General features: G+C 70.6%; 24 protein-coding genes. 3 read left to right on the top strand and 21 right to left on the bottom strand.

Annotation, left to right across the window (positions count from 1 at the left end; genetic code table 11):
- Positions 1 to 26: 26 nt before the first annotated feature.
- The 6 genes from AC1RU4_RS08295 to AC1RU4_RS08320 form a co-directional block, all read right to left on the bottom strand.
- Positions 27 to 1,028, bottom strand: coding sequence for an asparaginase (locus AC1RU4_RS08295; protein ID WP_492890590.1), 1,002 nt, complete (start codon positions 1,026 to 1,028; stop codon positions 27 to 29).
- Positions 1,029 to 1,244: 216 nt separating this feature from the next.
- Complete coding sequence (locus AC1RU4_RS08300) at positions 1,245 to 1,613, bottom strand: antibiotic biosynthesis monooxygenase family protein (protein ID WP_492890591.1); 369 nt, start codon at positions 1,611 to 1,613, stop codon at positions 1,245 to 1,247.
- A gap of 40 nt (positions 1,614 to 1,653) precedes the next feature.
- Complete coding sequence (gene glcF / locus AC1RU4_RS08305) at positions 1,654 to 2,973, bottom strand: glycolate oxidase subunit GlcF (RefSeq protein WP_492890592.1); 1,320 nt, start codon at positions 2,971 to 2,973, stop codon at positions 1,654 to 1,656.
- A 5-nt stretch (positions 2,974 to 2,978) separates the two neighbouring features.
- Positions 2,979 to 4,208, bottom strand: a complete 1,230-nt coding sequence (locus tag AC1RU4_RS08310) for an FAD-binding protein (RefSeq protein WP_492890593.1) — start codon at positions 4,206 to 4,208, stop codon at positions 2,979 to 2,981.
- A complete protein-coding gene (locus AC1RU4_RS08315; protein ID WP_492890594.1) occupies positions 4,209 to 5,627 on the bottom strand; it encodes an 8-oxoguanine deaminase in 1,419 nt (472 codons plus the stop codon).
- Between the two features lie 21 nt (positions 5,628 to 5,648).
- Positions 5,649 to 7,184, bottom strand: coding sequence for an FAD-linked oxidase C-terminal domain-containing protein (locus tag AC1RU4_RS08320; protein ID WP_492890595.1), 1,536 nt, complete (start codon positions 7,182 to 7,184; stop codon positions 5,649 to 5,651).
- Positions 7,185 to 7,463: 279 nt separating this feature from the next.
- On the opposite strand from AC1RU4_RS08320, the gene AC1RU4_RS08325 reads away from it, so the two are divergent.
- Positions 7,464 to 7,898: a hypothetical protein gene (locus AC1RU4_RS08325; protein ID WP_492890596.1), complete on the top strand. Its 435-nt coding sequence runs from the start codon at positions 7,464 to 7,466 to the stop codon at positions 7,896 to 7,898.
- On the opposite strand, the gene AC1RU4_RS08330 is transcribed toward AC1RU4_RS08325, so the two are convergent.
- Positions 7,891 to 8,601 carry a hypothetical protein gene (locus AC1RU4_RS08330; protein WP_492890597.1) on the bottom strand — a complete coding sequence of 237 codons (711 nt, stop codon included), beginning with the start codon at positions 8,599 to 8,601 and terminating at the stop codon, positions 7,891 to 7,893. The two genes, AC1RU4_RS08325 and AC1RU4_RS08330, sit on opposite strands and share 8 nt — an antisense overlap.
- A gap of 354 nt (positions 8,602 to 8,955) precedes the next feature.
- Between AC1RU4_RS08330 and AC1RU4_RS08335 the strand changes: the two genes are divergently transcribed.
- A complete protein-coding gene (locus AC1RU4_RS08335; protein ID WP_492890762.1) occupies positions 8,956 to 10,251 on the top strand; it encodes a DUF3422 family protein in 1,296 nt (431 codons plus the stop codon).
- 71 nt (positions 10,252 to 10,322) lie between these two features.
- Here AC1RU4_RS08335 and AC1RU4_RS08340 read toward each other — a convergent pair whose 3' ends face one another.
- From AC1RU4_RS08340 to AC1RU4_RS08375, 8 genes are all read right to left on the bottom strand, one after another.
- Positions 10,323 to 11,366 (bottom strand): hypothetical protein, encoded by a 1,044-nt coding sequence (locus AC1RU4_RS08340; RefSeq protein ID WP_492890598.1) that lies wholly within the window; start codon positions 11,364 to 11,366, stop codon positions 10,323 to 10,325.
- A gap of 171 nt (positions 11,367 to 11,537) precedes the next feature.
- The gene (locus tag AC1RU4_RS08345) at positions 11,538 to 12,875 is read right to left on the bottom strand and encodes a M16 family metallopeptidase (protein ID WP_492890599.1); all 1,338 of its coding nucleotides are present in this window, start codon (positions 12,873 to 12,875) and stop codon (positions 11,538 to 11,540) included.
- Positions 12,876 to 12,955: 80 nt separating this feature from the next.
- The gene (locus AC1RU4_RS08350; RefSeq protein WP_492890600.1) at positions 12,956 to 14,347 is read right to left on the bottom strand and encodes a M16 family metallopeptidase; all 1,392 of its coding nucleotides are present in this window, start codon (positions 14,345 to 14,347) and stop codon (positions 12,956 to 12,958) included.
- 299 nt (positions 14,348 to 14,646) lie between these two features.
- Positions 14,647 to 15,342: a hypothetical protein gene (locus tag AC1RU4_RS08355; protein ID WP_492890601.1), complete on the bottom strand. Its 696-nt coding sequence runs from the start codon at positions 15,340 to 15,342 to the stop codon at positions 14,647 to 14,649.
- Between the two features lie 84 nt (positions 15,343 to 15,426).
- Complete coding sequence (gene lspA, locus AC1RU4_RS08360; protein WP_492890602.1) at positions 15,427 to 15,924, bottom strand: signal peptidase II; 498 nt, start codon at positions 15,922 to 15,924, stop codon at positions 15,427 to 15,429.
- Positions 15,921 to 18,986, bottom strand: coding sequence for an isoleucine--tRNA ligase (gene ileS / locus AC1RU4_RS08365; protein ID WP_492890603.1), 3,066 nt, complete (start codon positions 18,984 to 18,986; stop codon positions 15,921 to 15,923). The genes lspA and ileS overlap by 4 nt, the downstream gene beginning before the upstream one ends.
- A gap of 129 nt (positions 18,987 to 19,115) precedes the next feature.
- Positions 19,116 to 20,063: a bifunctional riboflavin kinase/FAD synthetase gene (locus AC1RU4_RS08370; RefSeq protein ID WP_492890604.1), complete on the bottom strand. Its 948-nt coding sequence runs from the start codon at positions 20,061 to 20,063 to the stop codon at positions 19,116 to 19,118.
- Positions 20,064 to 20,206: 143 nt separating this feature from the next.
- On the bottom strand, positions 20,207 to 21,097 hold the full coding sequence (locus AC1RU4_RS08375; RefSeq protein ID WP_492890605.1) for a TIGR01459 family HAD-type hydrolase: 891 nt from the start codon (positions 21,095 to 21,097) through the stop codon (positions 20,207 to 20,209).
- A 272-nt stretch (positions 21,098 to 21,369) separates the two neighbouring features.
- Between AC1RU4_RS08375 and AC1RU4_RS08380 the strand changes: the two genes are divergently transcribed.
- Positions 21,370 to 21,786 (top strand): Ohr family peroxiredoxin, encoded by a 417-nt coding sequence (locus AC1RU4_RS08380; RefSeq protein ID WP_492890606.1) that lies wholly within the window; start codon positions 21,370 to 21,372, stop codon positions 21,784 to 21,786.
- A gap of 111 nt (positions 21,787 to 21,897) precedes the next feature.
- On the opposite strand, the gene AC1RU4_RS08385 is transcribed toward AC1RU4_RS08380, so the two are convergent.
- The 6 genes from AC1RU4_RS08385 to AC1RU4_RS08410 form a co-directional block, all read right to left on the bottom strand.
- Complete coding sequence (locus tag AC1RU4_RS08385) at positions 21,898 to 22,308, bottom strand: lipopolysaccharide assembly protein LapA domain-containing protein (RefSeq protein ID WP_492890607.1); 411 nt, start codon at positions 22,306 to 22,308, stop codon at positions 21,898 to 21,900.
- Positions 22,309 to 22,354: 46 nt separating this feature from the next.
- Positions 22,355 to 22,648 carry an integration host factor subunit beta gene (gene ihfB, locus AC1RU4_RS08390; RefSeq protein WP_492890608.1) on the bottom strand — a complete coding sequence of 98 codons (294 nt, stop codon included), beginning with the start codon at positions 22,646 to 22,648 and terminating at the stop codon, positions 22,355 to 22,357.
- A gap of 81 nt (positions 22,649 to 22,729) precedes the next feature.
- Positions 22,730 to 23,707 (bottom strand): signal peptide peptidase SppA, encoded by a 978-nt coding sequence (gene sppA, locus AC1RU4_RS08395; protein WP_492890609.1) that lies wholly within the window; start codon positions 23,705 to 23,707, stop codon positions 22,730 to 22,732.
- Positions 23,708 to 23,819: 112 nt separating this feature from the next.
- Positions 23,820 to 24,440, bottom strand: a complete 621-nt coding sequence (locus tag AC1RU4_RS08400; RefSeq protein ID WP_492890763.1) for an LbetaH domain-containing protein — start codon at positions 24,438 to 24,440, stop codon at positions 23,820 to 23,822.
- Positions 24,437 to 25,189, bottom strand: coding sequence for a DUF1045 domain-containing protein (locus AC1RU4_RS08405; protein ID WP_492890610.1), 753 nt, complete (start codon positions 25,187 to 25,189; stop codon positions 24,437 to 24,439). Before AC1RU4_RS08405 ends, AC1RU4_RS08400 begins: the two co-directional genes overlap by 4 nt.
- 12 nt (positions 25,190 to 25,201) lie before the next feature.
- Positions 25,202 to 26,341, bottom strand: coding sequence for an alpha-D-ribose 1-methylphosphonate 5-triphosphate diphosphatase (locus AC1RU4_RS08410; RefSeq protein WP_492890611.1), 1,140 nt, complete (start codon positions 26,339 to 26,341; stop codon positions 25,202 to 25,204).
- Between the last annotated feature and the right edge of the window lie 9 nt (positions 26,342 to 26,350).

Below are 26,350 nucleotides of genomic sequence, written 5' to 3' on the forward strand. Positions count from 1 at the left end.
AGTTCCGCGAGGTGCGGTGCGGCGCCTTACGCGAAGGTCGCGAACGCTTCCGCGATCTCCGCGCGTGAAAACCCCGCCTTGAGCGCGAGGATCAGCAGCAGCCGCGCCTTCAGCGCCGGCAGCAGCCCGGCGGGGATCGCGCCGCGCGCGATCAGGTCGATCTCGGAGCCGGGATAGCCATAGGTGCGCTCGAAGACCGGGCCGCCGAGCGTCCGGCTCGCCAGCACCACCGGCATGAGCGCCGCCAGCTCGCCGACGCCCGGCGCCATCGCGCCCGGAACATGGCCGGCGCCGGCGCCCTCGATCACCGCCCCGGCATAGCCGAGGCCGGCGAGCGCCGGCAGCAGCCTGCCGTCGTCGCCCATGCCGATCCTGATCAGCGCCACTGCCGGCAGCTCGCCGAGCGGCGCCCCCAGTGCCCGTACCGACAGCGTCTCCACGCGGGTGAAGAAGCGCGCGCGTCCCTCGGCGACGAGGCCGAGCGGGCCGCCATTGTCGGAGACGAAGGCCGAGGTGAGCGCGGTATGCGCCTTGCGAACGTAGCGGGCGGCATGGATCTCGTCGTTCAGCACCACCAGCGTGCCGAGCCCGCGCGCCTCCGCGCTCGCCGCGACGATGGCGCCGGCCAGCAGGTTGGCCGGCCCGTCGGCGCCCGGCTGCTGCGGTCCGCGCATGGCGCCGATCACCACCACCGGGTGGGCGTCGCGCACCATGAGGTCGAGCGCGAAGGCGGTCTCCTCGATGGTGTCGGTGCCCTGGATCACCAGGGCGCCGTCGAACCCTTCCGCGAAGGCGGCGCTTATGTCGGCGGCGACCGCCGCGATATTGGAAAGCGTGAGCGAGGAACTGCCAACCCGGAACGGCGAGCGCGCCTCGATATCCGCCACCTCGCCCAATCCCGGCACCGCTGCCACCAGATCGGCGGCGCCGAGCGTCGGGGCGATGCCGCCACCGGGCGAGGCGGTCATGGTGATGGTGCCGCCAAGCGACAGGGCGAGCAGGCGGGGACGTCGGGGGGCGTGGGACATGGCGGTTCCGGCAGGCGCGGGAGGTATATCCACCTATAACGGCCAGCCGCCGCGCTGTCGCCCGCCAGTCATCGCCTCACGCCGCGAGCATATCCGCTCTCTCCCCCAGTGGAGAGAGAGAGGCCTTCGACGCTTCCCGATGTCGTCACCCCTCACCCGGCCGCTATGCGGCCGGCCTCTCCCCATGGGGAGAGGCAAAGTCAAGCGGGCCTCACCTCACACCACCGGCAGATGCGCCGCGCGGCTATCGTCCGGCGCCTCGTCGCGCTCCTGCAGGCCATAGTCGCGCAGCACGCTCGCCACCCGCAGCCGGTAGTCGCGGAACACGCCGCCGTGCCCGTCCGTGCCGCGCCCCTTGCCCTGCGCGGCGCGATGCGAGGGTAGGCAGCGCCAGGCGCGCACCGCCTCCTCGTCGCGCCAGATGGAGAGCGAGAGCAGCTTGCCCGGCTCCGTGAGGCTCTCGAACCGCTCCACCGAGATGAAGCCGTCGCGCCCGTCGAGATCGGCGCGCAGCGCGGCGGCAAGGTCGAGATAGTGCTGGCGCTCGCCCTCGGCCGGCCAGACCTCGAAGATGACGGCGATCATGTACCGGCCTCCTTCGGAGCGCGGGGCGAGCCCCGCCCGCTCATTCCGCCGCGACGGCGACCGTCGCCGGCAGCGGATTCGGCCCCCCGGTCGCCCAGTCGAGCAGTTCCACCGTATGCACGGCGGGAATGGACGTGCCGCCGCCGATCTGGGTGAGGCAGCCGATATTGCCGGCGGCGATCACCTGCGGCTGGGTGCGCTCGATATTGGCGATCTTGCGGTCGCGCAGTTTTCCGGCGATCTCCGGCTGGAGAATATTATACGTGCCGGCCGAGCCGCAGCACAGATGCCCCTCGGCCGGCTCCAGGACCTGGAAGCCGACACGCTGCAGCAATTCCTTCGGTGCGGTCTTCACCTTCTGCCCGTGTTGCAGCGAGCAGGCCGAGTGATAGGCGACGCGCAGGCCGGCATCGATCACCGGCACCGGAAGCTCGCGCTCGACCAGGAACTCGCTGATGTCCCTGGCCAACGCCGACACCTTCGCCGCCTTCTCGGCATAGGCCGGCTCCAGCCTCAGCATATGGCCGTAATCCTTGATCGTGGTGCCGCAGCCCGAGGTGGTGACGATGATCGCGTCCAGCCCCTCGCCCGCGATCTCGCGCCACCAGGCGTCGACATTGGCGCGGGCATTGGCGAGCGCCGGCTCCTCCTTGCCCATGTGATGGGTCAGCGAGCCGCAGCAGCCGCCGCCGACGGGGCGGACGATCTCCACCCCCATGCGGGTGAGCAGGCGGATGGCGGCATCGTCGATCTCCGGCCGCAGCACCGGCTGGGCACAGCCGTCCAGCAATGCGACGCGGGCACGGCGCGGCCCCTCGGGCGTGAAGCGCCGCTGGCCCTCGCTGGCCGAGCGGGTCGCGGGGCGGGCGGGGGCGAGCTTCAGCATGGCGCCGATCGGGGCGAGGCCGGGCAGCTTCTCGAACAGGCCGGCAAAGGGCCGCGCCAGCATGGCGCCGCCGATGGCGAGACGAAACAGCTCGCGATTCGGCAGCACGATGGCGAGAAGGGCACGGGTGAGCCGGTCGGCGAGCGGCCGCTTGTAGGTCGCCTCGATATGGTCGCGCGCATGGTCGACCAGGTGCATGTAATGCACGCCCGACGGGCAGGTGGTCATGCAGGACAGGCAGGACAGGCAGCGGTCGACATGCTTGGCGACCTCGGCGGTGGCCGGCCGCTCGTTCTCCAGCATGTCCTTGATCAGGTAAATGCGGCCGCGCGGTGAATCGAGCTCGTCGCCCAGCAGCACATAGGTCGGGCAGGTGGCGGTGCAGAAGCCGCAATGCACGCACGCGCGCAGGATCTGTTCGGAGCGGGCGACCTGCGGATCGGCGAGCTGGGCGAGCGAGAAATGGGTCTGCATGGTCCTCACACTCCCGCATACATGCGGCCGGGGCTGAGCACCCGGCTCGGGTCGAAACCGTCCTTCATCCGCTTCACCAGCGCCCCGGTCACCGCATCGAGCGGCTGGAACACATCGGTCCCGGCGCGGGTCGCGACATCGGCGCGGATCAGCGTCGCGTGACCGCCGGCGGCGGCGAGCGCGCCGCGCACGAGATCGGCGCGCGGATCGGCGCCCGGCATCTCGATCCAGATGAGCCCGCCGGCCCAGTCGTAGAAGCAGGCGGCGCCGACCGCGCGCATGGCCGCGCCGACGGCCGCGGCCTGCATCGGCGCGGTGGAGACGCGCCATACCGCGCGGGCAAGGTCGCCGGCGAACGGCTCGACATCGCGCAGCGCCTCCCACAGCGCGGTCGACTCCGCCTCCGCCAGCGCGGCGAGCGTGCCGAAGCCGGCGAGCAGCGCTTCCAGCTTGGCGCGGCGATGCCGGATCGAGGGCGGCACGCCCTCCAGCCGCAGCGCCGTCACCGAGGTGCCGGTGCCGGCCAGCGCCGGGATCCCGGCCGCGACGTCGGCCGGCACATGGGCAGCGCCGGAAACGTCGTAATAGGAGCCGACCGCCGCGCTCATCGCCTTGGCGGCGGCCGCGTCGTCGAGGCCGAGGATCAGCAGCGTCTCCAGCGTTTCCGGGCGCGGCAGGATCTTGATGGTGAACTCGGTGAAGGCAGCGAGCGTGCCGTAGGAGCCCGACAATCCGCGCGGCAGGTCGTAGCCGGTGACGTTCTTCACCACCCGCCCGCCGGCCTTGAAGGCTTCGCCGCGGCCGGAGACCGCGCGCAGCCCGAGCGCATGGTCGCGCGCGGCGCCGGCGGAGGGACGGCGCGGGCCGGCGAGATTGGTGGCCATCAGCCCGCCCAGCGTGCCCTGCCCCTTCGGCCGGCCGAAGAGCGGGCCGTAATCCATCGGCTCGAAGGCCATCATCTGGCTGGAGGCGGCGATCAGCGCCGCGATGTCAGCGACCGGCGTGCCGGCCCTGGCGCTCAGCACCAGCTCGGCCGGCTCGTACAGCGTCACGCCGGTCAGCGCCGAGAGGTCCAGCGTGGCGTCGGTCTGGATATGGCGGCCGAGCTCCTTCTTGGAGCCGGTGCCGGCGACGTCGAGGGTGCGATTTTCCGACACCGCCCAGCGGACGGTCTCGACGAGCTCGGCTTCGTCACGCGGGCACAGGCGATCGGCGGTCGACGCGGTCATGGCCATTCACTCGAAGGACAGGGCGGCAAGGCGCGCCGCATGTCGGTTGTGCTCGGCGATCGCCGCCGGCAGGTCGATGGTGACGATCTCGCCGCGCGCGACCACCGGCTCACCATGCACCACGGTCCAGGCAGCGCGGTGCGGGCCGGTGAACACCGTGGCGGCGACCGGGTCGGACAGGCCGCCGGCAAAGGCGAGGTCGTCGAGGCGGAAGGCGGTGAAGTCGGCACATTTGCCGGGCGCGAGCGAGCCGATATCCTCGCGCCCCAGCACGGAGGCGCCGCCCAGCGTGGCGAGCTCCAGCGCCTCGCGGGCGGTCATCCATTCATGGTCGCGCGCGGGATCGGAGGTGGAGAGCGCGGTGTCCGGCCCCTCGGGCGGGCGCAGGCTGATCTGCAGCCGCGCCAGCAGCATCGCCTGGCGCGCCTCGCCGAGCATGTGGTTGCCGTCATTGCTGGCCGAGCCGTCGACGCCGAGCCCGACCTTCACGCCGGCGCGCCCGTAGGCCTTCACCGGCGCGATGCCGGAGGCGAGGCGCATGTTCGAGCACGGGCAATGGCACACGCCGACTCCCGCACCGGCAAAGCAGCCGATCTCATGCGCGTTCACATGCACGGCATGGGCGAACCAGACATCGTCGCCCAGCCAGCCGAGTTCCTCCATATAGGCGACCGGCCGCTTGCCGAAGCGCTCCAGCGTGTAGCGCTCCTCGTCGATGGTCTCGGCGAGATGGGTATGCAGGCGCACGCCGTGGCGGCGGGCCAGCGCCGCGCTGTCGCGCATCAGCTCCGGCGAGACCGAGAACGGCGAGCATGGAGCGAGCGCGATCTGCAGCATCGCGCCGGGCCTGGCGTCGTGATAGGCGCCGATCACCCGCTCGCTATCGGCGAGGATGTCGTCCTCGTCCTCGACGCAACTGTCCGGCGGCAGGCCGCCGCGCGACTGCCCGAGCGACATCGAGCCGCGCGAGACCATGAAGCGCAGGCCGATCTCGCGCGCGGCGGCGATCTGGTCGTCGACCTTGCAGCCGTTGCGGAATACGTAGGCGTGGTCGAAGGCGGTGGTGCAGCCCGACAGCGCCAGCTCGGCGAGCCCGACCAGCGTCGCGGTGCGCGAGGCCTCCGGCGTGCGGGCGCCCCAGATGCGGTAATGCGCCTTCAGCCAGCGGAACAGGTTGGTGTTCTGCGCCGCCGGCAGGTTGCGGGTCAGCGTCTGGTCGAGATGGTGGTGGCAATTGACGAGGCCGGGCAGCACCACATGGCCGGACAGGTCGATCACCCGGTCGGCGGCAGCGGGCAGCGCCTCGGCTGGCCCCACCGCCTCGATCATGCCGTCGCGCGCGAACAGGCCGCCGCCGGGGATTTCCCGGCGCGTCCCGTCCATGGTGACAAGGACATTGGCGTTCTTGGCGAGCAGGGTGGCCATATCTGCCTCGGATACCCGGCCTCAGAAGCGCGGAATGTCGGGAAATGGCACCTGGCCGCGGCTGACATGCATGCGCCCGAGCTCGGCGCAGCGGTGCAGCTGCGGGAACATCTTGCCGGGATTGAGCAGCGAACCGGGATCGAAGGCGCATTTCAGCCGCTGCTGGTGCGCGAGATCGACCTCGTTGAACATCGAGCCCATCAGGTCGCGCTTCTCGACGCCGACGCCGTGCTCGCCGGTGAGCACGCCGCCGACCTCGACGCAGAGCAGGAGGATGTCGCGGCCGAAGGCCTCGGCGCGTTCGAGCTCGCCCGGCTTGTTGGCATCGTAGAGGATCAGCGGGTGCAGGTTGCCGTCGCCGGCATGGAAGACGTTGGCGCAGGCGAGGCCGTATTTTTCCGACATCGCGGTCATGCCGGCCAGCACGCGCGGCAGCTCCTTGCGCGGAATGGTGCCGTCCATGCAGTAGTAATCCGGCGAGATGCGCCCCACCGCCGGGAACGCCGCCTTGCGCCCGGCCCAGAAGGCCATGCGCTCCTCCTCGCTGGTGGAGGCGCGCAGCGTCATGCAGCCGAGCCCGGAGGCGATGGCGGCGACGCGCTCGATCAGGTGGTTCACCTCGGCTTCCGGCCCGTCCAGCTCGACGATCAGCAGCGCCTCGACGTCGAGGGGATAGCCGACCTTGACGAAGGCCTCGGCGGCCTCGATGGCGAGCTTGTCCATCATCTCCATGCCGCCGGGAATGATGCCAGCGGCGATGATGGCGGCGACGCATTCGCCCGCCGCCTCGGAGGACGGGAAGCCGACCAGCACCGCCCGCGCGGTCTCCGGCTTCTTCAGGATGCGCACGGTGACTTCCGTGACCACCCCGAGCAGCCCTTCCGAGCCGACGATGAGGCCGAGCAGGTCGAGCCCGCCGGAATCGAGATGCCGGCCGCCGAGCCGCATCACCTCGCCGGTGATCAGCACCATCTCGACGCCGAGCACGTTGTTGGTGGTGAGGCCGTATTTCAGGCAATGCACGCCGCCGGAATTCTCCGCCACATTGCCGCCGATGGTGCAGGCGATCTGCGAGGAGGGATCGGGCGCATAGTAGAAGCCGTTATGCACCACCGCATTGGTGATGCCGAGATTGGTCACGCCGGGCTGGGCGGTCACGGTGCGGTTGTCGAAATCGATGTCGAGGATGCGGTTGAACTTGCCCATGCCGAGCAGGATCGCGTCCTCCAGCGGCAGCGCGCCGCCGGACAGCGAGGTGCCCGCCCCGCGCGGCACCACCCGGATGCCGTTGGCGTGGCAATAGGCCAGCACGCGGGAGACCTGCGCCGTCGTCGAGGGCAGCACCACGGCGAGGGGGAGCTGGCGATAGGCGGTCAGCCCGTCGCTCTCATAGGGGCGCATCTCGATCTCGGTGTCGATGACGCCCTCGCCGGGAACGATGGCGCGCAGATCGGCGATGATCCGCCCGCGCCGCGCCAGCACGCCGGCATCCGGCGCCGGCATGACGAGGCCGACATGATCGAACGTCGCGTGATCGGCCGACAGCTGGCCACTCATGGCGCTCCTCCCCTTCGGTCATTCGACCCATTCTAGGGAAAGCAATGCACCGGCTCTGGTAAAAAATCTAGACCACCGGTTCTAGTTTGTTGGTCGAGCCCGTGTCTGTCGGTCGAGCCCGTGTCTGTCGGTCGAGCCCGTGTTTGCCGGTCGACCCGTGGCCTGTCCGATCCGGCGGGCGGCTTTCGCCGCGCCCCTTGCGGCAGATCAAGGCGGTGATCACCTCTATGGGTGGACAAGGAAGAGGGTGCGCCGCGCCCGCCGACAAGGAGATCGTCCATGAGCACGTCCACCAGCACGGCGACGCGGCCCTCCGCCGCCGGCGTCGATGCGATCGCCCTGAAGCGCGTCCGGCTCAACCTCGCCCGCTCGAAGGATTTTCCGGAGGGCAGCGGCCGCCACGGTTACGAATTCGTCGCCCCGCTGGATGCCTACGGCCATATCGACCTGGAAGCGTGGCGCACCACGCGCGCGGCGTGCACCGTGCATCGATTCTGGGGTTCCGATGCGCCGGAGGACGGCATGCTGGTGCACCGGGCCGGCGGCGCAAGCGGCGCCACCTGGGTGTTCGACTATGACAAGGGCGATGTCGACGACGACGAGGCCGGCTACCGCTTCGCCGACCACGCCTTCGCACCCGGCGAATATGTCTCGCTGCGCGACGAGAGCGGCGACATGCACACGTTCAAGGTGGTGTCGGTCGAGCTCAATTAGGCGCCCGGCTCGCCGAGAGCGGCACGCTCGCCGGCGGCGCCGAGGCGGTCTCGGTGGCGAATGACGGCACGGCTGGCGGGGCGGCGGCGACCGGCGCCGCCGGACGGGTCGTCGGCTTCGGCCGCACCGGGCGTGCCGGGCGCTCGATCATCGAGATCACCCGCTCGTGCAGTTCGGCCAGCTTGTCGATGTTGAAGTGACCGACATTGCTCATGCCCGCCATGTTCACGTTCTGGACCTTCGGCCCGGACACCGGCTTGCCCGACCCCGCGCCCTGATAGAAATTCACCACCCGGCCGATCGCCGCCGAGGCGGTGGTCGGCGTCACCGGGTCGAAGGTGACGACGAGGGGAACCGGCACGCCGCTGCCGCTGACCCGGTTGCCCATGTAGACCGCCGCATCGGCGCCGAGCGAATGGCCGATGATGATCACCGGCGAGGGGCGCCGCCTGCCGGCGCTGGCCTCCGCCACCGCGGCAGTGGAGAGCGCCTGCCAGTCGGAATAGGAATGCACGCTGGCCTTGATGCCGCGTTCGTTCAGCTTGGTGGCGAGGTCGTCCATGCCCAGCGAGAAGATATTGGCCAGCCCGCGCAGCAGGTAGACACGCGGCTTGACATTGGTCTGGGCGTCGGCGGGAGACGAGATGACGAGAGCCAGGATAGCGACAGCGCACAGGCCCCAGATACGCGCAAGCACCGTCATGTTCCGATTCCCGAACCCGCCCACCAACGTTCATGCATCCGCCACAATCGACAATGCAACCGAATTCTTAAACGCATCGGCATTGCCCGCCCGTTAACGTCGCTGCGCTATATTTTCACACGTTTCCAGCGCGTTTCGAACGCAGCGTAACCGCCAACGGCCTTGCCTTGCCTCAGTCTCCGTGCAACCGCTTCGACCGGCTAAAAGTTCCGCAAGCGTCGCGCCGCGAACCTTAGGAGACGTGCCGTGTCAATTCCCGCCGTGCCCGATCCCGACGCGCCCGCTGTCGGCATTGCCGATCCCGCGCCGCCGGCGGCGCAAGGGGTGGCGCGAGCGGCAGCGCCCGTCGGCTCGATGCCGTTCACGGACCATCCGCTGCGCGCCGGCGTGCTCGCGGAGCTGCATGCCCGCCCCTTCGTGCCGATCGCCACCCCGGCGCGGCTGCTGCACCTCGCCTTCCTGGTCGACCGCGAGCAGGCCAAGGCCGACCGCGACGCCTTCGCCACCCTGTGCGCGGCACGCGGCCAGCCGGCGCCCTCCCGGAAGGCCAAGCAGCACCGCGCCACGTTCGGTGGCGTCAACGTGCGCTGGGAGCGCCATGCCGAGTTCACCACCTATACCTGGGAGCTGCCGGCGGAGGACATCGTCGAGGGCGGCCTGCCCTTCCATCCCTCCTCGTCGAGCCTGATGGCGCCGCTGGCGCAGGTGCCGCAGCCCGGCCTGCTGCTGGTCGCCATCGACCTCAACCTCGTCACCGACACCGCCGACGCGCTGCCGCTCGAACGGCTGTTCGACCGCGCCAGCCTCGCGCGCTCCGATGTCGAGGACGGCTTCGCCGAGATCGCCACCGATTTCCAGCCGGACATATCCGGCTTCGTGCGCATCCTGGTGCGCGACCGCGGCATGACGGAGGATGCGGCCGGGGCGCTGGTGCAGCGGGTGCTGGAGGTCGAGACCTACCGCACCCTCGCCCTGCTCGGCCTGCCGGAGGCGAGGCGCATCGCCCCCACCGTCGCCCTCATCGAGGAGCGACTACGCGGCGTGACCAACGAGATGAAGAACACCGAAGGGCTCGCCGCCAACAACAAGCTGCTGGACGAGCTCACCTCGCTCGCCGCCGAGGTCGAGGCGGATGCCGCCGCCTCGCTGTTCCGCTTCGGTGCCAGCCGCGCCTATGACGAGATCGTCGGCCTGCGCCTGCGCACCATCGGCGAGCGGCCGATCGCCGGCTTTCCCACCTGGCAGCAATTCCTCGCCCGCCGCCTGCAGCCGGCGATGCGCACCTGCGAGACCACCGAGCAGCGCCAGGCCAACCTGTCGCTCAAGCTCACTAGCGCCGCCAACCTGTTGCGCACCCGCGTCGATGTCGAGCTCGAACAGCAGAATCGCGACCTGCTGAGCTCGATGAACAAGCGCGCGCGCATGCAGCTGCGCCTGCAGCAGACCGTCGAGGGCCTGTCGGTGGCGGCGATCTCCTATTACGTGATCAGCCTGCTGCACTATGCGCTGGAAGGCCTGCACGCGGCGGCGGAGCATGCCGGCCTGCACTATTCGGTCGGCCCGGCCACGGCGATCGCCGTACCCTTCGTGGTGCTGACCATCTGGATGGTGGTGCGGCGCATCCGCAAGGGCCATTTCGACGAGGTGTGAGCGGCGCATCATCGCCAACGGGGAGAAGCGCCCCCATCGGCCGTGATTCGCGCCGGCTCGATCCGCCTCGCCTATTGCGAGAAGCCGCCCGTCTGCGGCGCCGGGGCGCCGATCCACTGCGTCTGGCTGCTGGACGACGCCGAGGAGGAAGCGGCCGGCGTGGTGCCGGCCTGCGACGCGGCAGCGGGCGCCGGGGTTGCGGGCGCCGCGGGCGCCACCTGCACGCGGGTCGGCGCGGCGGCCGGCGTGCTCGCCTCGGCCGGCGCATCCGCCGCGGGAGCTGCCGCAGGCTTGGGCTGCACCGGCTTGGGCCTCGCCGTCGCCGTCGCGGCCGGCTTCGGCCTGGTCGTGCGCTTGGCCTCCGCCTCGCCGCTCTGCGAATCGAAGCCGACATAGACCACATAGCGCTCGAGCAGGCCGGGCGACGGCAGCTGGAAGGTCAGGTCGTCGGCGACCAGGCCGAAATCGACCTGCAGCACGCCCTGCCCGATCTCCACCGGCACCGCGTAGAGCTTGGTCCAGACCGGCCGCGGCGTCGGGCCTTCCTCGACCACGGCGACGCGCAGCGGCACGGTGACCTTGCCCGGCCCGCCCTTGGCGCCGAGCAGCACCCGGCCCTGGATGCCGACGCGCATGGTCATGTCGGGACGGGAAAACCGGCATTCGCGCGAGAAGGCGCCGAGCGTCGCCTGGTAGCGGATGCTGCCATCGGCCTTGTCGGTGACCTGCCAGGCGGCGGCGCCGGCGCGCACCTGCACGGTGGGGCACGAATAGTCGTCGGCATTGACGCCGGCGGTGGAATTGGCGCCCGAGGTGCCGGCGCCGTCGACAACGGTCTGCGTGGCGACGGAACTGGCCGGCGCGACGGCGACCGGGGCCGCGGCGGTGCGGGAGGAGGAGGACGCGGCCGCGCTCGGGGCGACGGTGGTGGTCTCCAGCTGCGAGCCGAGAAGCCCCTGGTCGCCGGCATTGCCGGCACCCATCGGCCCTTCGTTGCCGCCACCGCCGATGCCGGCACCGGCGCAACCCGCCAGCAGGAGGCCGAGCGCCGGCACCACAAGCAGGCCCCGCGCGCGAGCCGTCATCCGACCGACACCGAAAAGACCGTTACGCATAGGCACGTTCCCCCGTCCTTGCGGTGCGACGCAGGCCCCCCCGCGCGCTGATACGGCGCCGTTCGGGCCGCCTGCGCTCCTCCGCGTCATTCACCAATCCATAAGAGCGGCGGCTCTTATAGCAAAGCATCGCGGCGCAGGGGAACAGGCCTCGGGCGCAGATCACGCGCCTCAGCCTCCGTTCGACACGGCGCCGGCCGGCGTCGCCGCCCCGGCCGCCAGGCCCTCGGGCTTGCCGACCAGGCTGAACAGCAGCGCCGGGTTCTGGTTCAGCCGCGCGGCCACCCGCTTGACGTCGTCCAGCGTCACCGCCGCCACCAGCGCATTGCGCACGTCGATATAGTCGATGCCGAGATCGTCGATCTGGATCTGCAACAGCTGCGAGGCCACCTTGGCGGAGGAATCGAAGCGCAGCGCGAACGAGCCGATCAGGTAGCTCTTGGCGTCGGCGAGCTCCGCTTCGGTCGGCCCGTCGGTCAGCAGCTTCAGATACTCGGCGCGGATCAGCTCCACCGTCTCGCCGGCCCGCTCGTTCTTGGTGGCGGTGCCGCCGAGGATCAGCCCGGCATGGTCGAGCGAGGCCAGCTGGCTGTAGACCGAATAGGCGAGGCCGCGCTTCTCGCGCACTTCCTTGAACAGGCGCGAGGAGAAGGCCGAGCCGCCCAGCATGTGGTTCAGCACATAGGCGGGAATGAAATCGGGATCGCTGCGCTTCAGCCCGATGCCGCCGAACACCATCGAGGTCTGTGGCACGTCGAGCGGCTTCACCTCCACCGATCCGAGGCCCTGCGGCACCACGTCCGGCACCGGCGTCAGCTCGGCCTTGGCCGGCAGCGAGCCGAACATCTGGTCGAGCGCCGGGCCAAGCACTTCCGGCGTCACGTCGCCGACCACCGCGATCTTGAGATTGTCGCGCGCGATGGTGCGGCGGGCGAAGCCGGCGAGGTCGTCGCGGGTGATGGCGGGCACGCTCTCCAGCGTGCCGGCGAGCGGGCGGCCATAGGGATGGCCCGGAAAGGCGCGCGCCGACCAGGCGAGGCTGGCCTGCGTCGAGGGGTCGTTGGCGCGCCGGCGCAGGCTGGCGAGCTGGCCCTGGCGGATGCGCTCCACCGCCTCGGTGTCGAAGCGCGGCGCGGTCACCGCGAGCCGCATCAGCTCGAAGGCCGGGCCGATATTCTCCGACAGCGTGCGCAGCGAGCCGCCGACCATGTCGCGCGAGGCATCGAAGCGCAGCTCGATCGCCTTTTCCGCCATCCGGTCCTGGAAGGCGCGGGAATCGAGATTGCCGGCGCCCTCGTCGAGCAGCGACGCCATCAGGCTGGCGGTGCCGGGCTTGTCGGGCGCGTCCTGCGTGGCGCCGCCGAGAAAGGCGACCTCCATCGCCACCAGCGGCAGCGTGGTGTCGTGGACGAGCCAGGCCTCGATGCCCCCCGGACTGACCACCCGCTGGATGCGGGTGGTTTCGGACTGGGCCTGGGTCGGCGGGATCAGGGAGACGACGGCGGTCATGGCGAGCAAGCCTAAGGCAAGGGTACGGAGGGAGCGCGTGAGCCCGGCGCTCGGCGAGGCGCCACGGCGCCGATCGGCGCTCATGAGCGCTTCTCCGGCGCGGCGGATGCCGGGCCCGCCTGAGCGGGCACGACGGCCCGCGCCGGCAGCAGCTCGCTGGTCACCGCGCGCGAGGGGACGAGGTAGCGGCGCGCCACCGCCTTCACGTCCTCGGCGGTCACTTTCTTCACCGCGTCGGGCCAGGTCTTGACGTCCTCGACACTGGTGCCGGTGGCGAGCGCCGCGCCATAGATCCGCGCCAGCGTCGCCTGGTTGTCCTGGGCATAGACCGCCTCGGCGACCAGCCGGGTCTTGGCGCGCTCCAGCTCGCCGGCCTCGGGGCCGCCGGCGATGAAGTCGGCGACCGCCGCGTCCAGCGCCGCCTCCAGCTTCGCCATCTCGACATCCGGGCGCGGCGTGGCCGAGAGGCCGAAGCGGGTGTCGTCGAGCGCCGTGCTCTGGTACCAGGCGCCGGCGCCGGCGGCGAGGCCCTGCTCCACCACCAGCGAACGGTAGAGCCGGCCGGTCGAGCCGCCGCCGAGCACCTGCGCCAGCACGTCGAGCGCCACGCTCTCGCCGGGGTCGGTGCGGTAGGACGGCACCAGATAGGCGCGCGACAGGCTCGGCTGGCCGACGCGGGCATCCGCCAGCACCAGCCGGCGCTCGACGCGCGGGATCGGCTCCTTCGGCCGCACCCGCTCGGCGGTGTCGGCGCGGCGGGCAACCTTGCCATAGGTCTCCTGCGCCAGCTTCAGCACCGCCTCGGGCTCGACATCGCCGGCCACCACCAGGATGGCGTTGTTCGGCGTGTAGAAGCGCCGGTAGAAGGCGAGGGCGTCCTCGCGGTTGAGCTGGCGGATCTCGTCTTCCCAGCCGATGATCGGGTGGCCATAGGGATGGTTGGTGAACATCGCCGCCTGCGCGGCTTCCGAGAGCTGGCTGGCCGGGTCGTTGTCGGTGCGCATGCGGCGCTCTTCCAGCACCACGTCGCGCTCGGGCAGCACCACCTCGTCGGTGAGCACGAGGCCGGTCATGCGGTCGGCCTCGAAGCCCATCACGGTGGACAGGTGCTCCTTGGCGACGCGCTGGAAATAGGCGGTGTAGTCGGTGGAGGTGAAGGCGTTCTCCTGCCCGCCCAGCTTGCCCACCACCTGCGAGAACTCGCCGGCCGGATGGTTTTGCGTGCCCTTGAACATCAGGTGCTCGAGGAAATGGGCGATGCCGGACTTGCCGGGCTGCTCGTCGGCCGAGCCGACCCGGTACCACACCATGTGGGTGACCACCGGGGCGCGATGGTCGGGCACCACCACCACCTGCATGCCGTTGTCGAGCGTGTATTGCGCCACCTCGGCGGCCTCGGCCGGGCGGGGGGCGGCAAGGGTCGCCAGACCGGTGGCAACCCCGGTGGCGGCGGCGAGCAGCAGAGCGGGCATGAGTTTTCCAGTCGACATGTCGGTCACGGCATCCAGATGAGGCATATGGGGGTGCCGCGCCACGCGCGCACCCTAAGGCACCGCCTGCGGCGCCAGGCGACGGGCGGCGTCAGCGCCTCGAAGAGAAGCGCCTTCGGGGAAGGCGCCTCTAGGAAAGGCGAGAGCACCTCGAAGGGCCAAGGTGCCACATAACCGACGCCGCGGGGGCGCCGCCGGATCAATCCCGTGTGAGCACGCCGAAAAGTCCCGGCGCGCCCGGCGGCGATGCGCCCGGCGCGAGCCTGCAGGCTGCGGCGCGCTCAGTTGCGGTCCTTGTTCTTCTGGGTGCGGTCGAACCAGCTGAGCGGGTTCCAGGCCTTGTCCTCCACGCGCTCGGACACCACGCCATAGGCGGCGCCGGGAGCCGGGGTCTGGAAGCCGGGCGGCGGCTGGGTCAGCGAATCGCGATCCGGCTCGCCGGCGAACACCATCGGCTTCTGCTCGGTCTTCGAGCCCCAGCCGAAGAATTCGAGGCCCTTGGGACGCAGCCAGTCGTCGCGCGCGGCGGCATTAGCGCCGACCGCCTGGTGGTTCGAAGTGGTGTTCGAGCGGTTGGCGGCCATCTCGGCCGGACCCAGCGCCCGCGTCTGGGCGTTGTCATTGGTGAAGATCTTGGTCTTCTTGGCCTGGGCCTCGGCCGCCTTGCGCTTCTGGTCGTCGTAATCCTTCGGCCAGGCCGGGTTCTGGGTGATGGCGGCGCTGTCGCGCGGCGGCGGCAGCACGTCGCCCGACGGCGGCACCACGATGGGCGCGCGCTCGCGATAATCGATGTCCGGCGGCGGCGCCGCGACAAGCCCGAGAGAGGTCAGCATCTGCTCGGTGAAATTGTCTTCCTGTGCGGAAGCCGGGCCGGCGGCCAGCATCACCAGCGCCGAAAGGCCGGCCGCGAGGGCGGCGACCATGAGCCGGGACGCGCGCCATGCGCGGGTCGATATCGTGATGCGCGGATTCGTCATGCGGTCGTCTCCTGCCGGCCCCGCCTATGCTCCCGAGAAACGTGGTTCGGGACCTGACGCAGGGACTCGGCTGCAGTTTTCACCTCAGGACGGCGTTTTTACGGCGCCGCCGAAAAATGAATCATACAAAAGCAGCCCGACCCCGGCAACGATGGCGACGTCCGACAGGTTGAACACGTACCAGTAGAAGCCGAAGGCGTGCAGCGAGACGAAGTCGAACACCGCGCCATAGGCGAGGCGGTCGATGGCGTTGCCGAGCGCGCCGCCGATCAGCAGGCCGAGCGCGATCGCCTCGATGCGCCGCTCGGTGCGCGCCAGCCAGAACCAGAACAGCACCGCGGCGGCGAGCTTCAGCCCGCCCAGCAGCCACCAGCCGTCCACCTCGCCGGCGAACATGCCGTAGCTGATGCCGGTGTTCCAGGCGCGCACCAGATCGAGGAACGGCGCGATCGTCACCTTGCCGCTGTCGCCGAAATCGACGCCGTGCAGCACCGCGAGCTTGCTCGCCTGGTCGACGGCGAGCGCGGCCAGCGCATAGGCGCCGCCGAGCCGGGTGAGCGGACCGGAGAGGCGCAGCTTCATTCGGCCGCTCGCCGGGCGCCGGCGCGCTCGCGCAGGGCCTGCGCATCGCGCGGGGTCACGTCCGGGAAGTCGGGGTCGGTGCCAACCAGCGGCGAGATCTTCCAGGAGCGGGCGCATTTATGCCCTTCCGCCCGCGCCGGCACCACGCTCACGCCCGGCACGTCGTCGAGCCGGAAGGCCTCCTTCGGCCCCTCGTCCGGCATCAGGTGCGCGTCGGAGGTGATGCACACTTCCGCGAGGTCGACCGCGCTCACCGCCGCGAACAGCGCCGGATCCGACACATGGATCACCGGCGCCGCCTCCAGGCTGGAGCCGATGCGCTTGGCGGCGCGCTCCACCTCCAGCGCGCCGAGCACCACCCGGCGCACCAGGCGGATCTTGCGCCACTCGTCGGCCAGCGTCTCGTCGCGCCACTTGGCCGGGGTGTCGGGGAAGGTCTCCAGATGCACCGAGCCGTCCTGCGAGGGGAACCGGGCGAGCCAGGTCTCCTCCGCCGTGAAGGGCAGGATCGGCGCCAGCCAGATCACCAGCCGCTGGAACACCTCGTCGAGCACGGTCAGGCAGGCGCGGCGCGTCACCGAGGAGATCGGGTCGCAATAGAGCGCGTCCTTGCGCACGTCGAAATAGAAGGCCGACAGCTCGGCGGTCATGAACTGGGTCAGCGCCGCGTTCACCCGCTTGAAGTCGAAGCCGGCGTAGGATTCGCGCACCACCTTGTCGAGCTCGTGCAGCCGGTGCAGCACCATGCGCTCCAGCGCCGGCATGTCGGCATAGGCGACGCGCTCGCTCTCGCGGTAATGGTGCAGCGAGCCGAGCAGCCAGCGCAGCGTGTTGCGCAGCTTGCGATAGGTCTCGACCGTGGTCTTGAGGATTTCCGGCCCGATGCGCAGGTCGTCGGAATAGTCGGAGGCGCAGACCCACAGGCGCAGGATATCGGCGCCGGAGGACTTGATCACCTCCTGCGGGGCGACGACGTTGCCGATCGACTTCGACATCTTGCGGCCCTGCTCGTCGAGCACGAAGCCGTGGGTCAGCACCACGTCGTAGGGCGGGCGGCCGCGGGTGCCGCAGCTCTCCAGCAGCGAGGAGTGGAACCAGCCGCGATGCTGGTCCGAGCCCTCGAGATACATCACCCGGTCCGGCCCGCCCGAGAAGGCGCGGTCGACCTTCAGGTCCTCGCGCACCTCCAGCGTGAAGGCGTGGGTCGAGCCCGAGTCGAACCAGACGTCGAGGATGTCCTCGACCTTGTGCCATTCATTGGCGCTGTAGTCGGTGCCGAGGAAGCGCTGCGCCGCGCCCTCCTTGTACCAGGCGTCGGCGCCCTCGGCGGCGAAGGCATCGGCGATGCGCTGGTTCACCTTGTCGTCGCGCAGGATCTCGACGGTGCCGTCGCCCTTGTCCTTCACGAACACGGCGATCGGCACGCCCCAGGCGCGCTGGCGCGACACCACCCAGTCCGGGCGGTTCTCGATCATGCCGTTGATGCGGTTCTGGCCCGAGGCCGGCACCCAGTCGACGCCGGCGATGCCGCCGAGCGCCCGCGCCCGCAGCGTGTCGCCCTCGGTCGAGGAGCCGTCCGCCGCCGCGATGTCCTTGTCCATCGCGATGAACCATTGCGGCGTGTTGCGGAAGATCACCGGCGCCTTGGAGCGCCAGCTGTGCGGGTACTGATGCCTCAGCCGCCCGCGCGCGATGATCTTTCCCGCCGCCGCCAGCGCCTTGATGACGGCATCGTTGGCGTCGCCGTCCTTGCCCTTGTCGTCCATCACCCGACGGCCGGCGAACAGCGGCACATGCTCGTAATAGCGCCCGTCGGGACCGACCGTGTGCGGCACCTCGCCGAGGCGGGCCGACATGAACAGGTTGAAGTCGTCGGCGCCGTGGCCGGGCGCCATGTGGACGAAGCCGGTGCCGGTATCGTCGGTGACGAAGTCGCCGGCCACCACCGGAACCGGGAAGTTGAAATAGCCCTTGCCGCCCTCGATGCCGGCAAAGGGATGCGCGCAGACCAGATGCGTCGGGTCGACCTCGCGGCGGCGCTCGTAGGCGGTGACGCGGGCGGCCCTGAACACGTCGCCGGCCAGGTTGTCGGCCAGGATGAAATGCTCGCCGACCTTGGCCCAGTTGTCGGGGGCGGCCTCGGTCACCTCGTAGACGGCATAGGTCACGTCCTTGGAGAAGGCGATGGCGCGGTTGCCGGGGATGGTCCAGGGCGTCGTCGTCCAGATGACGATCGAGGCGCCCTCGTAGGAGGGGAACAGGTGGATGTCGTCCGCCTTGTCCGGCGCCTGGAGGCCGGCCGGGGCGCTGCCGACCGGGGTCACCCGCTCGCGATAGCCGGTGACCGGGAATTTCACATAGATCGTCGTCGACTGGTGGTCGTGATACTCGACCTCCGCCTCGGCGAGCGCGGTGCGCTCCACCACCGACCACATCACCGGCTTGGAGCCGCGATAGAGCAGGCCGTTGCCGGCGAACTTCATGATCTCGCGGGCGATCTGCGCCTCGGCGTCGAAGCTCATCGTCACATAGGGATGCGACCAGTCGCCGCCGACGCCGAGCCGCTTGAACTCCTCGCGCTGGACGTCGATCCAGCCCTGCGCGAAGGCGCGGCATTCCTGGCGGAACTCGACGACCGGCACCTCGTCCTTGTTGAGGCCCTTGGCGCGGTACTGTTCCTCGATCTTCCACTCGATCGGCAGGCCGTGGCAGTCCCAACCCGGCACATAGTTGGAATCGTGGCCGAGCGCGCCCTGCGAGCGCACCACCACGTCTTTCAGGATCTTGTTGAGCGCGTGGCCGATATGGAGGTTGCCATTGGCATAGGGCGGGCCGTCATGCAGCACGAAGCGCGGCTTGCTGGCACCGGCTTCGCGCTGGCGCCGGTAGAGGCCGATCTTCTCCCAGCGGGTGAGGAATTCCGGCTCGCGCTGCGGCAGCCCGGCGCGCATCGGGAAGTCGGTCTGCGGCAGGAACAGCGTCGACGAATAGTCGTGGCCCTCGCCGGCACCATCGGTGTCGGGCGTCTTCGGCTCGCGGCCTTCGCTGTTACGGTTCGTCATGACCGGCTCCCTGCGCTGTCGCGCACGGTTTAAGCGCAGCGGCGGAAGCGTGCAAGGGTGCGGCGTTGCCGGCGGGGGTTGGTTGGCCGGCGGGGGTTGGTTGGCCGGCGCGGTGTCGGGAGCCGGCGCTCAAGCGCCGAGGATCGCGCGGGCGCGGGCGCTGTCCTCGTCCATCTGCGCGATCAGCGCCTCGATGCTGTCGAATTTCAGCTCCGGGCGCAGATGGGCGTGGAAGGCCACGCGCAGGATCTTGCCGTAGAGATCGCCCGACCAGTCGAAGATGAAGGTCTCCAGCCGTGGCGCGCCATCGTCGAAGGTCGGCCGGCGGCCGAAGCTCGCCACCGCCGGACGCTCCACCCCGTCGATCTCCACCGTGACCGCGTAGATGCCGTGCGCGAGCTCGATCGCCGGGTCGAGCCGCATGTTGGCCGTGGGGTAGCCGAGCTCGCGCCCGCGCTTGTCGCCGTGGATCACCTCGGCCTCGACGGCGAAGGGCGCGCCCAGCATGTGCGCCGCCTGCTCGACCCGCCCCTGCGCCAGCGCGGCGCGGATGGCGCTGGAGGAGATCTGCGCCCCGTCGTCGAGCAGCGGCGGCACGATCCGCACCTCGAAGCCGTGGCGCTCGCCCGCCTCGCGCAGGAAGGCCGGCGAGCCGCCGCGTCCCTTGCCGAAATGGAAGTCGAAGCCGGCGACTACCGCCGACACCTTCAGCCAGCCGACCAGCAGGTCGGCGACGAAGCTCTCGGCGTCCTTGGCCGCCAGCAGCCCGTCGAAGGTCAGCACCGCCGCGCCGTCGAGGCCGGTCTGCGCGAGCAGGGCGAGCTTCATCGGCTCGGGCGTCAGGCGGAACATCGGCTCGTTCGAGCGGAAATAGGCGCGCGGATGCGGCTCGAAGGTCATGGCCAGCGCCGGCCGGCCGGCGGCACGGGCGACGTCGATGGCGGTGCCGATCACCGCGCGGTGGCCGCGATGCACGCCGTCGAAATTGCCGATCGCCACCACCGAGCCGGCGAGGGAGGCCGGCACGGCTTCGCCGGCACGCAGAATGGGGAAGGGGCGGGAGGCGGGAGCACTCATCAGGGCACGACCGGGGAATACGACCGGGACAGAAGGCGGGGCAAAACTGGAGATGCGCGGCGGGCGCGTCAACCGGGCAAACCCCTAGAGCCTTTTGCGGCCGGATGGAACCAGGGGATCGCCAGGCCCGATGCGCCGCCGCGCTACCAGGCGAGCTGCGGCGCCGCCGCGGCCGGGCGGCCGGGCCCGTCCTCGATCAGCCGGGCCAGCGCGCGCGGATCGATCTCGCCGCCGCGCTCCAGGCCGAGCTCGCCGGCATGGATGCCGCCGGCAATGAACAGGCAGTCGATGCCGACCCCGAGCGCGCCGGCGAGATCGGTGCGCAGGGCGTCGCCGATGGCGAGGAAGCGGGAGGGCTCGACCGGGGCGCCGCGCAGCTCGGCGGCCTTGGCGAAGGCGGCCTCGTAGATCGGCCGGTGCGGCTTGCCGCAATAGACCACCTCGCCGCCGATCTCGGCATAGGCCTCGGCGAGCGCGCCGGCGCACCAGATCAGGTCGCCGCCGCGCTCCACCACGATGTCGGGATTGGCGCAGATCAGCGGCAGGCCGCGCGCCTTCACCTGCGCCAGCGTGTCGCGATAGCTTTCGGGCGTCTCGACGGTGTCGTCGAACAGGCCGGTGCACACCACCAGCTCCGCCTCCTCCATCGCGACCAGATCGACGGCGGCGCCGTCATAGATGCCGAGGTCGCGGTCCGGGCCCAGATGCCAGATCTGCCTCGCGCCGCGGGCCCGCAGCAGGCCGGTGGTGACGTCGCCGGAGGTGACGATGGCGTCATAGGCGCTGCGCGGCACGCCGAAACGGTCGAGGATCACGCCGACATCCTCGTTGGGCCGCGGCGCATTGGAGACCAGGATCACCGTCCGCCCGATGTCGCGGGCGCGGATCAGCGCGTCGGAAGCGGCCGCGAAGGCCGCGGCGCCGTTATGCAGCACCCCCCACACGTCGCACAGCATCACGTCATAGCGCCTCGCCAGCTCGGCGAAGGGCAGGACCGGGATCGACGGCTTGGAGGAGAGAGAGGCAGAGGACATGGCGCGGAACGGGCTCGCAACAGGCGGGATCGGGAGGCGGCAAATGCCATGCCCGGAGTGCCACGCCCACCCGCCGGGCACAAGGCCGTCGGCGGCATGGCAGCCTCCCGCCGGGGTGGAGCCGGATGCAGGGGCGGCAGCAGGGCAGCACATAAGGTGAGACCGGCGGTATCGAAAAATATATCGTTCACGATATTGTCGCACGATATAGATAGAGCTATATTGCGCTCATCGCCTTACATTCCTTCAACCACCGCACAGGGAGTTTCCCAATGACCGCGACCACGCTCTTCACCGGCACCGCCACCGCCAAGGGCGGCCGCCACGGCCATTCCGCCACCAGCGACGGCTCGGTCTCCGTCGATCTCGGCATGCCGAAGAACGGCGTGCTGGAGCCGGGCAAGACCACGCCCGAGCACCTGTTCGCCACCGGCTATGCCGCCTGCTTCGGCTCGGCGGTGGAAGCGGTCGGCGGGCTGAAGAAGCTCGACGTCTCCGATGCCTCGGTCACGGTGGCCGCCTCGCTGCAGAAGGGCGAGGGCGGCTTCAGCCTCGCGGTGAAGCTCACGCTCAAGGCGCCGGCGCTCAGCAAGGAGCAGGCGCAGGAAGTCCTCGAGGCCGCGCACCAGATGTGCCCCTATTCCAAGGCGACGCGCGGCAACATCCCGGTCGAGCTCGCCGTCGAGTAAGCCGGGGGCGCAACTCGGCGCACGCCTGCACGGCCCCGGCGCATGGCCGGGGCATCCCCGCGTCCGACGAACAGGAAACCGGCGCCGCACGGGCGCCGGTCGCGTTTGCGCTCAGGCGGCGTCGCGCCGGTCCGGCAGCGCGGCGGGAGCCCTTCCGCCCGGCGCCGGAAGTCCGCCCGCTGCAAGTCCGCCCGGCGCGAGTCCGCGCGGCGCGCGTTCCGGCCGCTCGGAGATCGACGCGCGCAGGCTCTCGACCTGGGCATTGGCCCGGCGCGCCTCGCGCCCGGCGCTGCGTGCCGCCTTGCGGTAGCGGCCCTGCTTGAACCATACCGTGAGCCCGCCCAGCGCCACGCCGGCGATGAGGCTGGCGAACACCACCGCGAACAGCGGCAGCTCGATCGACAGCGCCCCGGCGAAGGGGTCGAGCACCAGCGACACCGGGTGCCGGTTGGCCACCGCCAGCATGACGAGGCCGATGGACACCGGCAGGATCAGCACGATCAATACGATGCGGCGCAGCACGCATTCACTCCCGAATCTATTCCAGACGCGTCATTCTGCGGTGACGCTATTCCAGATCGACGCCGTCATTGAGGCGTTCGCGCATTTCCTTGCCGGTCTTGAAATACGGCACGGCCTTCCCGTCGACCGCCACATGGGCGCCGGTGCGCGGGTTGCGCCCGGTGCGCGCCGGGCGCGATTTCACCGAGAAGGCGCCGAAGCCGCGCAGTTCCACCCGGTCTCCCCGGGCGAGTGCTCCGACGATCTCGTCGAGGATCGCATTGACGATATTCTCGACGTCGCGCTGATAGAGATGCGGATTCGCTTCCGCGATACGCTGGACTAGTTCCGACTTGATCATCGACGCCCCGGCCCCTTTTCGTCTTCGGCTCGTCGCAAATCCGAAAACACCTTATTCTGGAAACTGTTGGCTCCGCCCAGCCTAGTCGCGAGGGTGCCAGAGGGCCAACAGACCGTCAAGGCGAGACTGGCCGCCGGCGTCAAAGGCGGGATCGAGCAGCACGGAAGCCACATCGTCGAGGCCGAACAGCGACATAAGTCGGACGGCGGCGCCGCGCAGCCAGCCGAATTCGCTGCTGGTCCGCCCGGTGCGCCAATCGCGCACCGGCAGGCTTTCGGGCACGTCGCGCTCGCGCGCCAGCCATTGCCTCGCGGTGCGCTCGTCGCCGAGCTCGTCGACGAGGCGCAGGGGCAGGCCCTGGTGGGCGGTGAACACCCGTCCGTCGGCCACCAGGGCGAGCTTGTCGCCGGTGAGCAGCCGCCGCTCGGAGACGAGGTCGCGGAACCAGTCGTAGCTGTCGCTCACCAGCGACTGCACCGCCGCCCGCGCCGCCTCGCTGGTCGGCTCGAAGCCGTTCGGCACCGCCTTCAGCGGGCTCGACTTGATGGTCTCGTAGGAGACGCCGACCGTCTTCATCAGCTCGGAGAAGTTCGGATACTGGAAGATGACGCCGATGGAGCCGACCATGGCGTTGCGCGGCGCCACGATATGGTCGGCGCCCATGGCGGCGATATAGGCGCCCGACGCCGCCATGCCGTCGACCACCGCCACCACCGGCAGCTTGGCCGAGAGCCGGCGCAGCCCGTCATAGAGTGCCTGCGAGCCGACCACGGTGCCGCCGGGGCTGTCGACGGCGACGATCACGCCGCGGGCGCCGGACTTGGCGATGTCGTCGAACATCTCCAGCCGCTCGCGGTCGTTGCGGATCACGCCACCGATGACCACCCGCGCCACATGCGGCGCCGAACGGGGGGTGATGCCGCCATCGCTCCACCAGATCGCCGCCAGCGTGGCGGCGGCGGCGACCAGCAGCAGCGCCGCCACCCGCCAGAACGTGAGCTTGCGCCGCAGCCGCCTGCGGTCGAGCAGGGAATCGACGTCCATCGCAGTGCCGATCATCGCGTGCGGCCGCTCCTCAGCGAAATGAGCCCCTGAGGTAGAGCCCATGCCGGGCCGGCGCAAGGCCGGAACCATCCCGATCCGGCAGGGCGGTATTCAAATGCCGCCTGGCTCAGCCGCCGTGCCGCTCCAGAAACGCCTCCACCGGCAGCGCGCAGAAATCCTGCAGCGCCGCCTGCAGCCGCGCATGTTCCCAGTCCCACCAGGCGAGCGCGACCAGCCGCTCGCCGATGGCGGCGGCAAAGCGCGCGCGGATCGGCCGCGCCGGATTGCCGCCGACGATCGTGTAGGGCGCCACGTCCCTGGTGACGACCGCGCCGGCCGCCACCACCGCCCCGGTGCCGACATGCCGGCCCGGCAGCACGATGGCGCCGTGACCGATCCACGCGTCGTGGCCGATGGTCACCCGTGCCGCGCGGCGGCACTCGAACAGCGCCGTCTCGTTCGTTTCGCCTTCGAAATAATCGCCGGCGCGATAGGTGAAATGCGACTGGCTCGCCCGCTCCATCGGATGGTTGCCGGGATTGATGCGGGTCATCGCGGCGATGGAGACGAACTTGCCGATGGTGGCATAGGCGATGTCGCTGTCGTTCACGACATAGGAATAGTCGCCGAGCTCGACCTCGACGAGCCGGGTGCGCTCGCCGACCTCGGTGTAGCGGCCGAGGCGGCTGGCGTGCAGTTCGGCGGTCGGGTCGATCAGCGGCTCCACACCCAGCTTCACGCGCGTCAGCTCCCGAAGGCGAAGCGTTCGACGAGGCGGAAGCGCTCGCCGCCCGAGCCGTTGCCATTACCGCCGTCCCGACGCGAATCCTGGCGCGAATCCTGCCGGTACAGCGCGATGCCGCCGACGATCAGCGGCCCGTCCGCCCCGCTGCGGGCGAACAGCTCGGCGAGCTCGGCCTCGGCGGCGGCGCGGTCGGGCTCGTCGAGCGGGCCGGTCAGCGTCATGTGGAAGCGGAAATCGTCGAGCACATAGGGATAGCCCCACCGCGAGAGATAGTCCTTCTGCCGCTCGGTCAGCGGCGCGCGCAGCCGCCGCTCGCGTTCGGTCTCGCTCATCGGGGCGCGGAAATCGTCGAAAGCCGCCACCGCCCCGGCCGCCAGCCGGTTCAGCGCCGCGCAGGTCGACACCGTCTTCAGCGCGAAGAAGCGGCCGATCGAGGCCAGCGCCACCCCGGCGCAGGCGAAGCTCGCCCGGTCGGCGGCAAAGCGCGCGCACACCGCGCGCAGCCCGGCCTCGTCCCTGCCGGGGGCGAGGCGGAACGGCGCCTTCAGCGTGCCGTGGAAGCCGTAGCGGCGCGGTTCGGTGGTGAGGTCGCGCCAGCGCTCGGGGGAAAAGCGGCTCAATGCCGGCAGCGGCGGCTCGCGCCCGGTCTCGGCGTCGTAGCCGATCACCGAGGAACCGAAGCGCCATAGCGGGCTGCTGGCCGGCGGGGCGTAATAGATGGCGTAGCGGGGTTCGGCCGGAATGGCGGTCATGCGGTCTCCCGTTCAGAAGATGCGCCGGCCGGCGAGGAAGACCTCGCGCACCACCGGCGTGCCGTCGACGAGGATGAAGGTGAGCAGGTCGGCGCGCAGCCCCGGCCGGAGCCGGCCGCGATCCGCGAGCCCGGCCAGCGCGGCCGGCTTTGACGTCACCAGCGCCAGCGCCGCGTGCAGCGGCAGGCCGGGGGTGCGGGTGAGGGCGATGGCGGCCTGCAGCAGGCTCGCCGGCACGTAGTCGGAGGCCAGCGCGTCGAGCACGCCCTCGGCCGCGAGCTCGCGCATCGACACGCCGCCGGCATGCGAGCCGCCGCGCACCGCGTTCGGCGCCCCGCCGATGGTGGCGAGGCCGGCCGCCCGTGCCGCCCGCGCCGCCTCCGGCGTGGTGGGGAATTCGGAAATGGTGCAGCCGGCGGCCTTGGCGTCGTCGACATGGGCCGGCGTGGTGTCGTCATGGCTTGCCAGCACGATGCCGGAGCCGGCGAACAGGTCGACCATGCGGCGGAAATTGCCGGGGACGGCGGCCTGGCCGCGCGCGGCGCGCTCGCCGAGCTCGCGCTCCATCTCCGCCTCGGTCTTGCCGATGCCGGAGAGATAGGTCTTGAGGTGTGCGACATTGCGCCATTGCCGGGCGCCCGGCGTATGGTCCATCAGCGAGGCGAGGGCGAGGGTCGGGCGGCCCCAGGCGCTCGCCACCAGCTCTTCCAGCGTCGGGTCGGTGAGCTCGCAGCGCAGGTGCAGCCTGTGCTCGACGCGGAACATGTCGCGCGCCATGCCCTCGTCCACCGCGTCGAGCATCACCGTATAGAGCGCCCGCCGGTCGGCCTTGGACTGGTCGAAGCCGCCGGCGCAGATGGCGTCATACACCGTCGTCACCCCGGCGCCGGCCATCTGCGCGTCATGGGCGAGGGCGGCGGCGCGGGCGTCCGGCCAGATCACCCTAGGGCGCGGCACGAAATGGCCTTCCAGCGCGTCGGTATGCAGGTCGATCAGGCCGGGCGCGAGATAGGCGCCGCCGCAATCGACGGCGGCCGGCAGATGCGAACGGCCCTCGTCGACGGCACGGATGGTGCCGCCCTCGAAGACCAGCGTTCCCTCGACGATGGCATCGTCGAGCACGAGTCGGGCATGGGTGAGAATCGTTTCCATCGGCGCGCG

This window comes from Ancylobacter sp. GW821-FHT10E12 (assembly GCF_058809335.1).

What these genes read in the sequence shown, in the direction of transcription:
- AC1RU4_RS08320 (WP_492890595.1), bottom strand. Translation starts at nt 7,184, where the DNA reads ATGAGTGGCCAGCTGTCGGCCGATCACGCGACGTTCGATCATGTCGGC.
- ileS (WP_492890603.1), bottom strand. Translation starts at nt 18,986, where the DNA reads ATGACGAACCGTAACAGCGAAGGCCGCGAGCCGAAGACGCCCGACACC.
- AC1RU4_RS08405 (WP_492890610.1), bottom strand. Translation starts at nt 25,189, where the DNA reads ATGACCGCCATTCCGGCCGAACCCCGCTACGCCATCTATTACGCCCCG.
- AC1RU4_RS08295 (WP_492890590.1), bottom strand. Translation starts at nt 1,028, where the DNA reads ATGTCCCACGCCCCCCGACGTCCCCGCCTGCTCGCCCTGTCGCTTGGC.
- AC1RU4_RS08370 (WP_492890604.1), bottom strand. Translation starts at nt 20,063, where the DNA reads ATGAGTGCTCCCGCCTCCCGCCCCTTCCCCATTCTGCGTGCCGGCGAA.
- AC1RU4_RS08410 (WP_492890611.1), bottom strand. Translation starts at nt 26,341, where the DNA reads ATGGAAACGATTCTCACCCATGCCCGACTCGTGCTCGACGATGCCATC.
- AC1RU4_RS08340 (WP_492890598.1), bottom strand. Translation starts at nt 11,366, where the DNA reads ATGCGTAACGGTCTTTTCGGTGTCGGTCGGATGACGGCTCGCGCGCGG.
- AC1RU4_RS08345 (WP_492890599.1), bottom strand. Translation starts at nt 12,875, where the DNA reads ATGACCGCCGTCGTCTCCCTGATCCCGCCGACCCAGGCCCAGTCCGAA.
- ihfB (WP_492890608.1), bottom strand. Translation starts at nt 22,648, where the DNA reads ATGATCAAGTCGGAACTAGTCCAGCGTATCGCGGAAGCGAATCCGCAT.
- lspA (WP_492890602.1), bottom strand. Translation starts at nt 15,924, where the DNA reads ATGAAGCTGCGCCTCTCCGGTCCGCTCACCCGGCTCGGCGGCGCCTAT.
- AC1RU4_RS08330 (WP_492890597.1), bottom strand. Translation starts at nt 8,601, where the DNA reads ATGACGGTGCTTGCGCGTATCTGGGGCCTGTGCGCTGTCGCTATCCTG.
- AC1RU4_RS08355 (WP_492890601.1), bottom strand. Translation starts at nt 15,342, where the DNA reads ATGACGAATCCGCGCATCACGATATCGACCCGCGCATGGCGCGCGTCC.
- AC1RU4_RS08350 (WP_492890600.1), bottom strand. Translation starts at nt 14,347, where the DNA reads ATGCCCGCTCTGCTGCTCGCCGCCGCCACCGGGGTTGCCACCGGTCTG.
- AC1RU4_RS08380 (WP_492890606.1), top strand. Translation starts at nt 21,370, where the DNA reads ATGACCGCGACCACGCTCTTCACCGGCACCGCCACCGCCAAGGGCGGC.
- sppA (WP_492890609.1), bottom strand. Translation starts at nt 23,707, where the DNA reads ATGATCGGCACTGCGATGGACGTCGATTCCCTGCTCGACCGCAGGCGG.
- AC1RU4_RS08375 (WP_492890605.1), bottom strand. Translation starts at nt 21,097, where the DNA reads ATGTCCTCTGCCTCTCTCTCCTCCAAGCCGTCGATCCCGGTCCTGCCC.
- AC1RU4_RS08315 (WP_492890594.1), bottom strand. Translation starts at nt 5,627, where the DNA reads ATGGCCACCCTGCTCGCCAAGAACGCCAATGTCCTTGTCACCATGGAC.
- glcF (WP_492890592.1), bottom strand. Translation starts at nt 2,973, where the DNA reads ATGCAGACCCATTTCTCGCTCGCCCAGCTCGCCGATCCGCAGGTCGCC.
- AC1RU4_RS08310 (WP_492890593.1), bottom strand. Translation starts at nt 4,208, where the DNA reads ATGGCCATGACCGCGTCGACCGCCGATCGCCTGTGCCCGCGTGACGAA.
- AC1RU4_RS08300 (WP_492890591.1), bottom strand. Translation starts at nt 1,613, where the DNA reads ATGATCGCCGTCATCTTCGAGGTCTGGCCGGCCGAGGGCGAGCGCCAG.
- AC1RU4_RS08325 (WP_492890596.1), top strand. Translation starts at nt 7,464, where the DNA reads ATGAGCACGTCCACCAGCACGGCGACGCGGCCCTCCGCCGCCGGCGTC.
- AC1RU4_RS08335 (WP_492890762.1), top strand. Translation starts at nt 8,956, where the DNA reads ATGCCGTTCACGGACCATCCGCTGCGCGCCGGCGTGCTCGCGGAGCTG.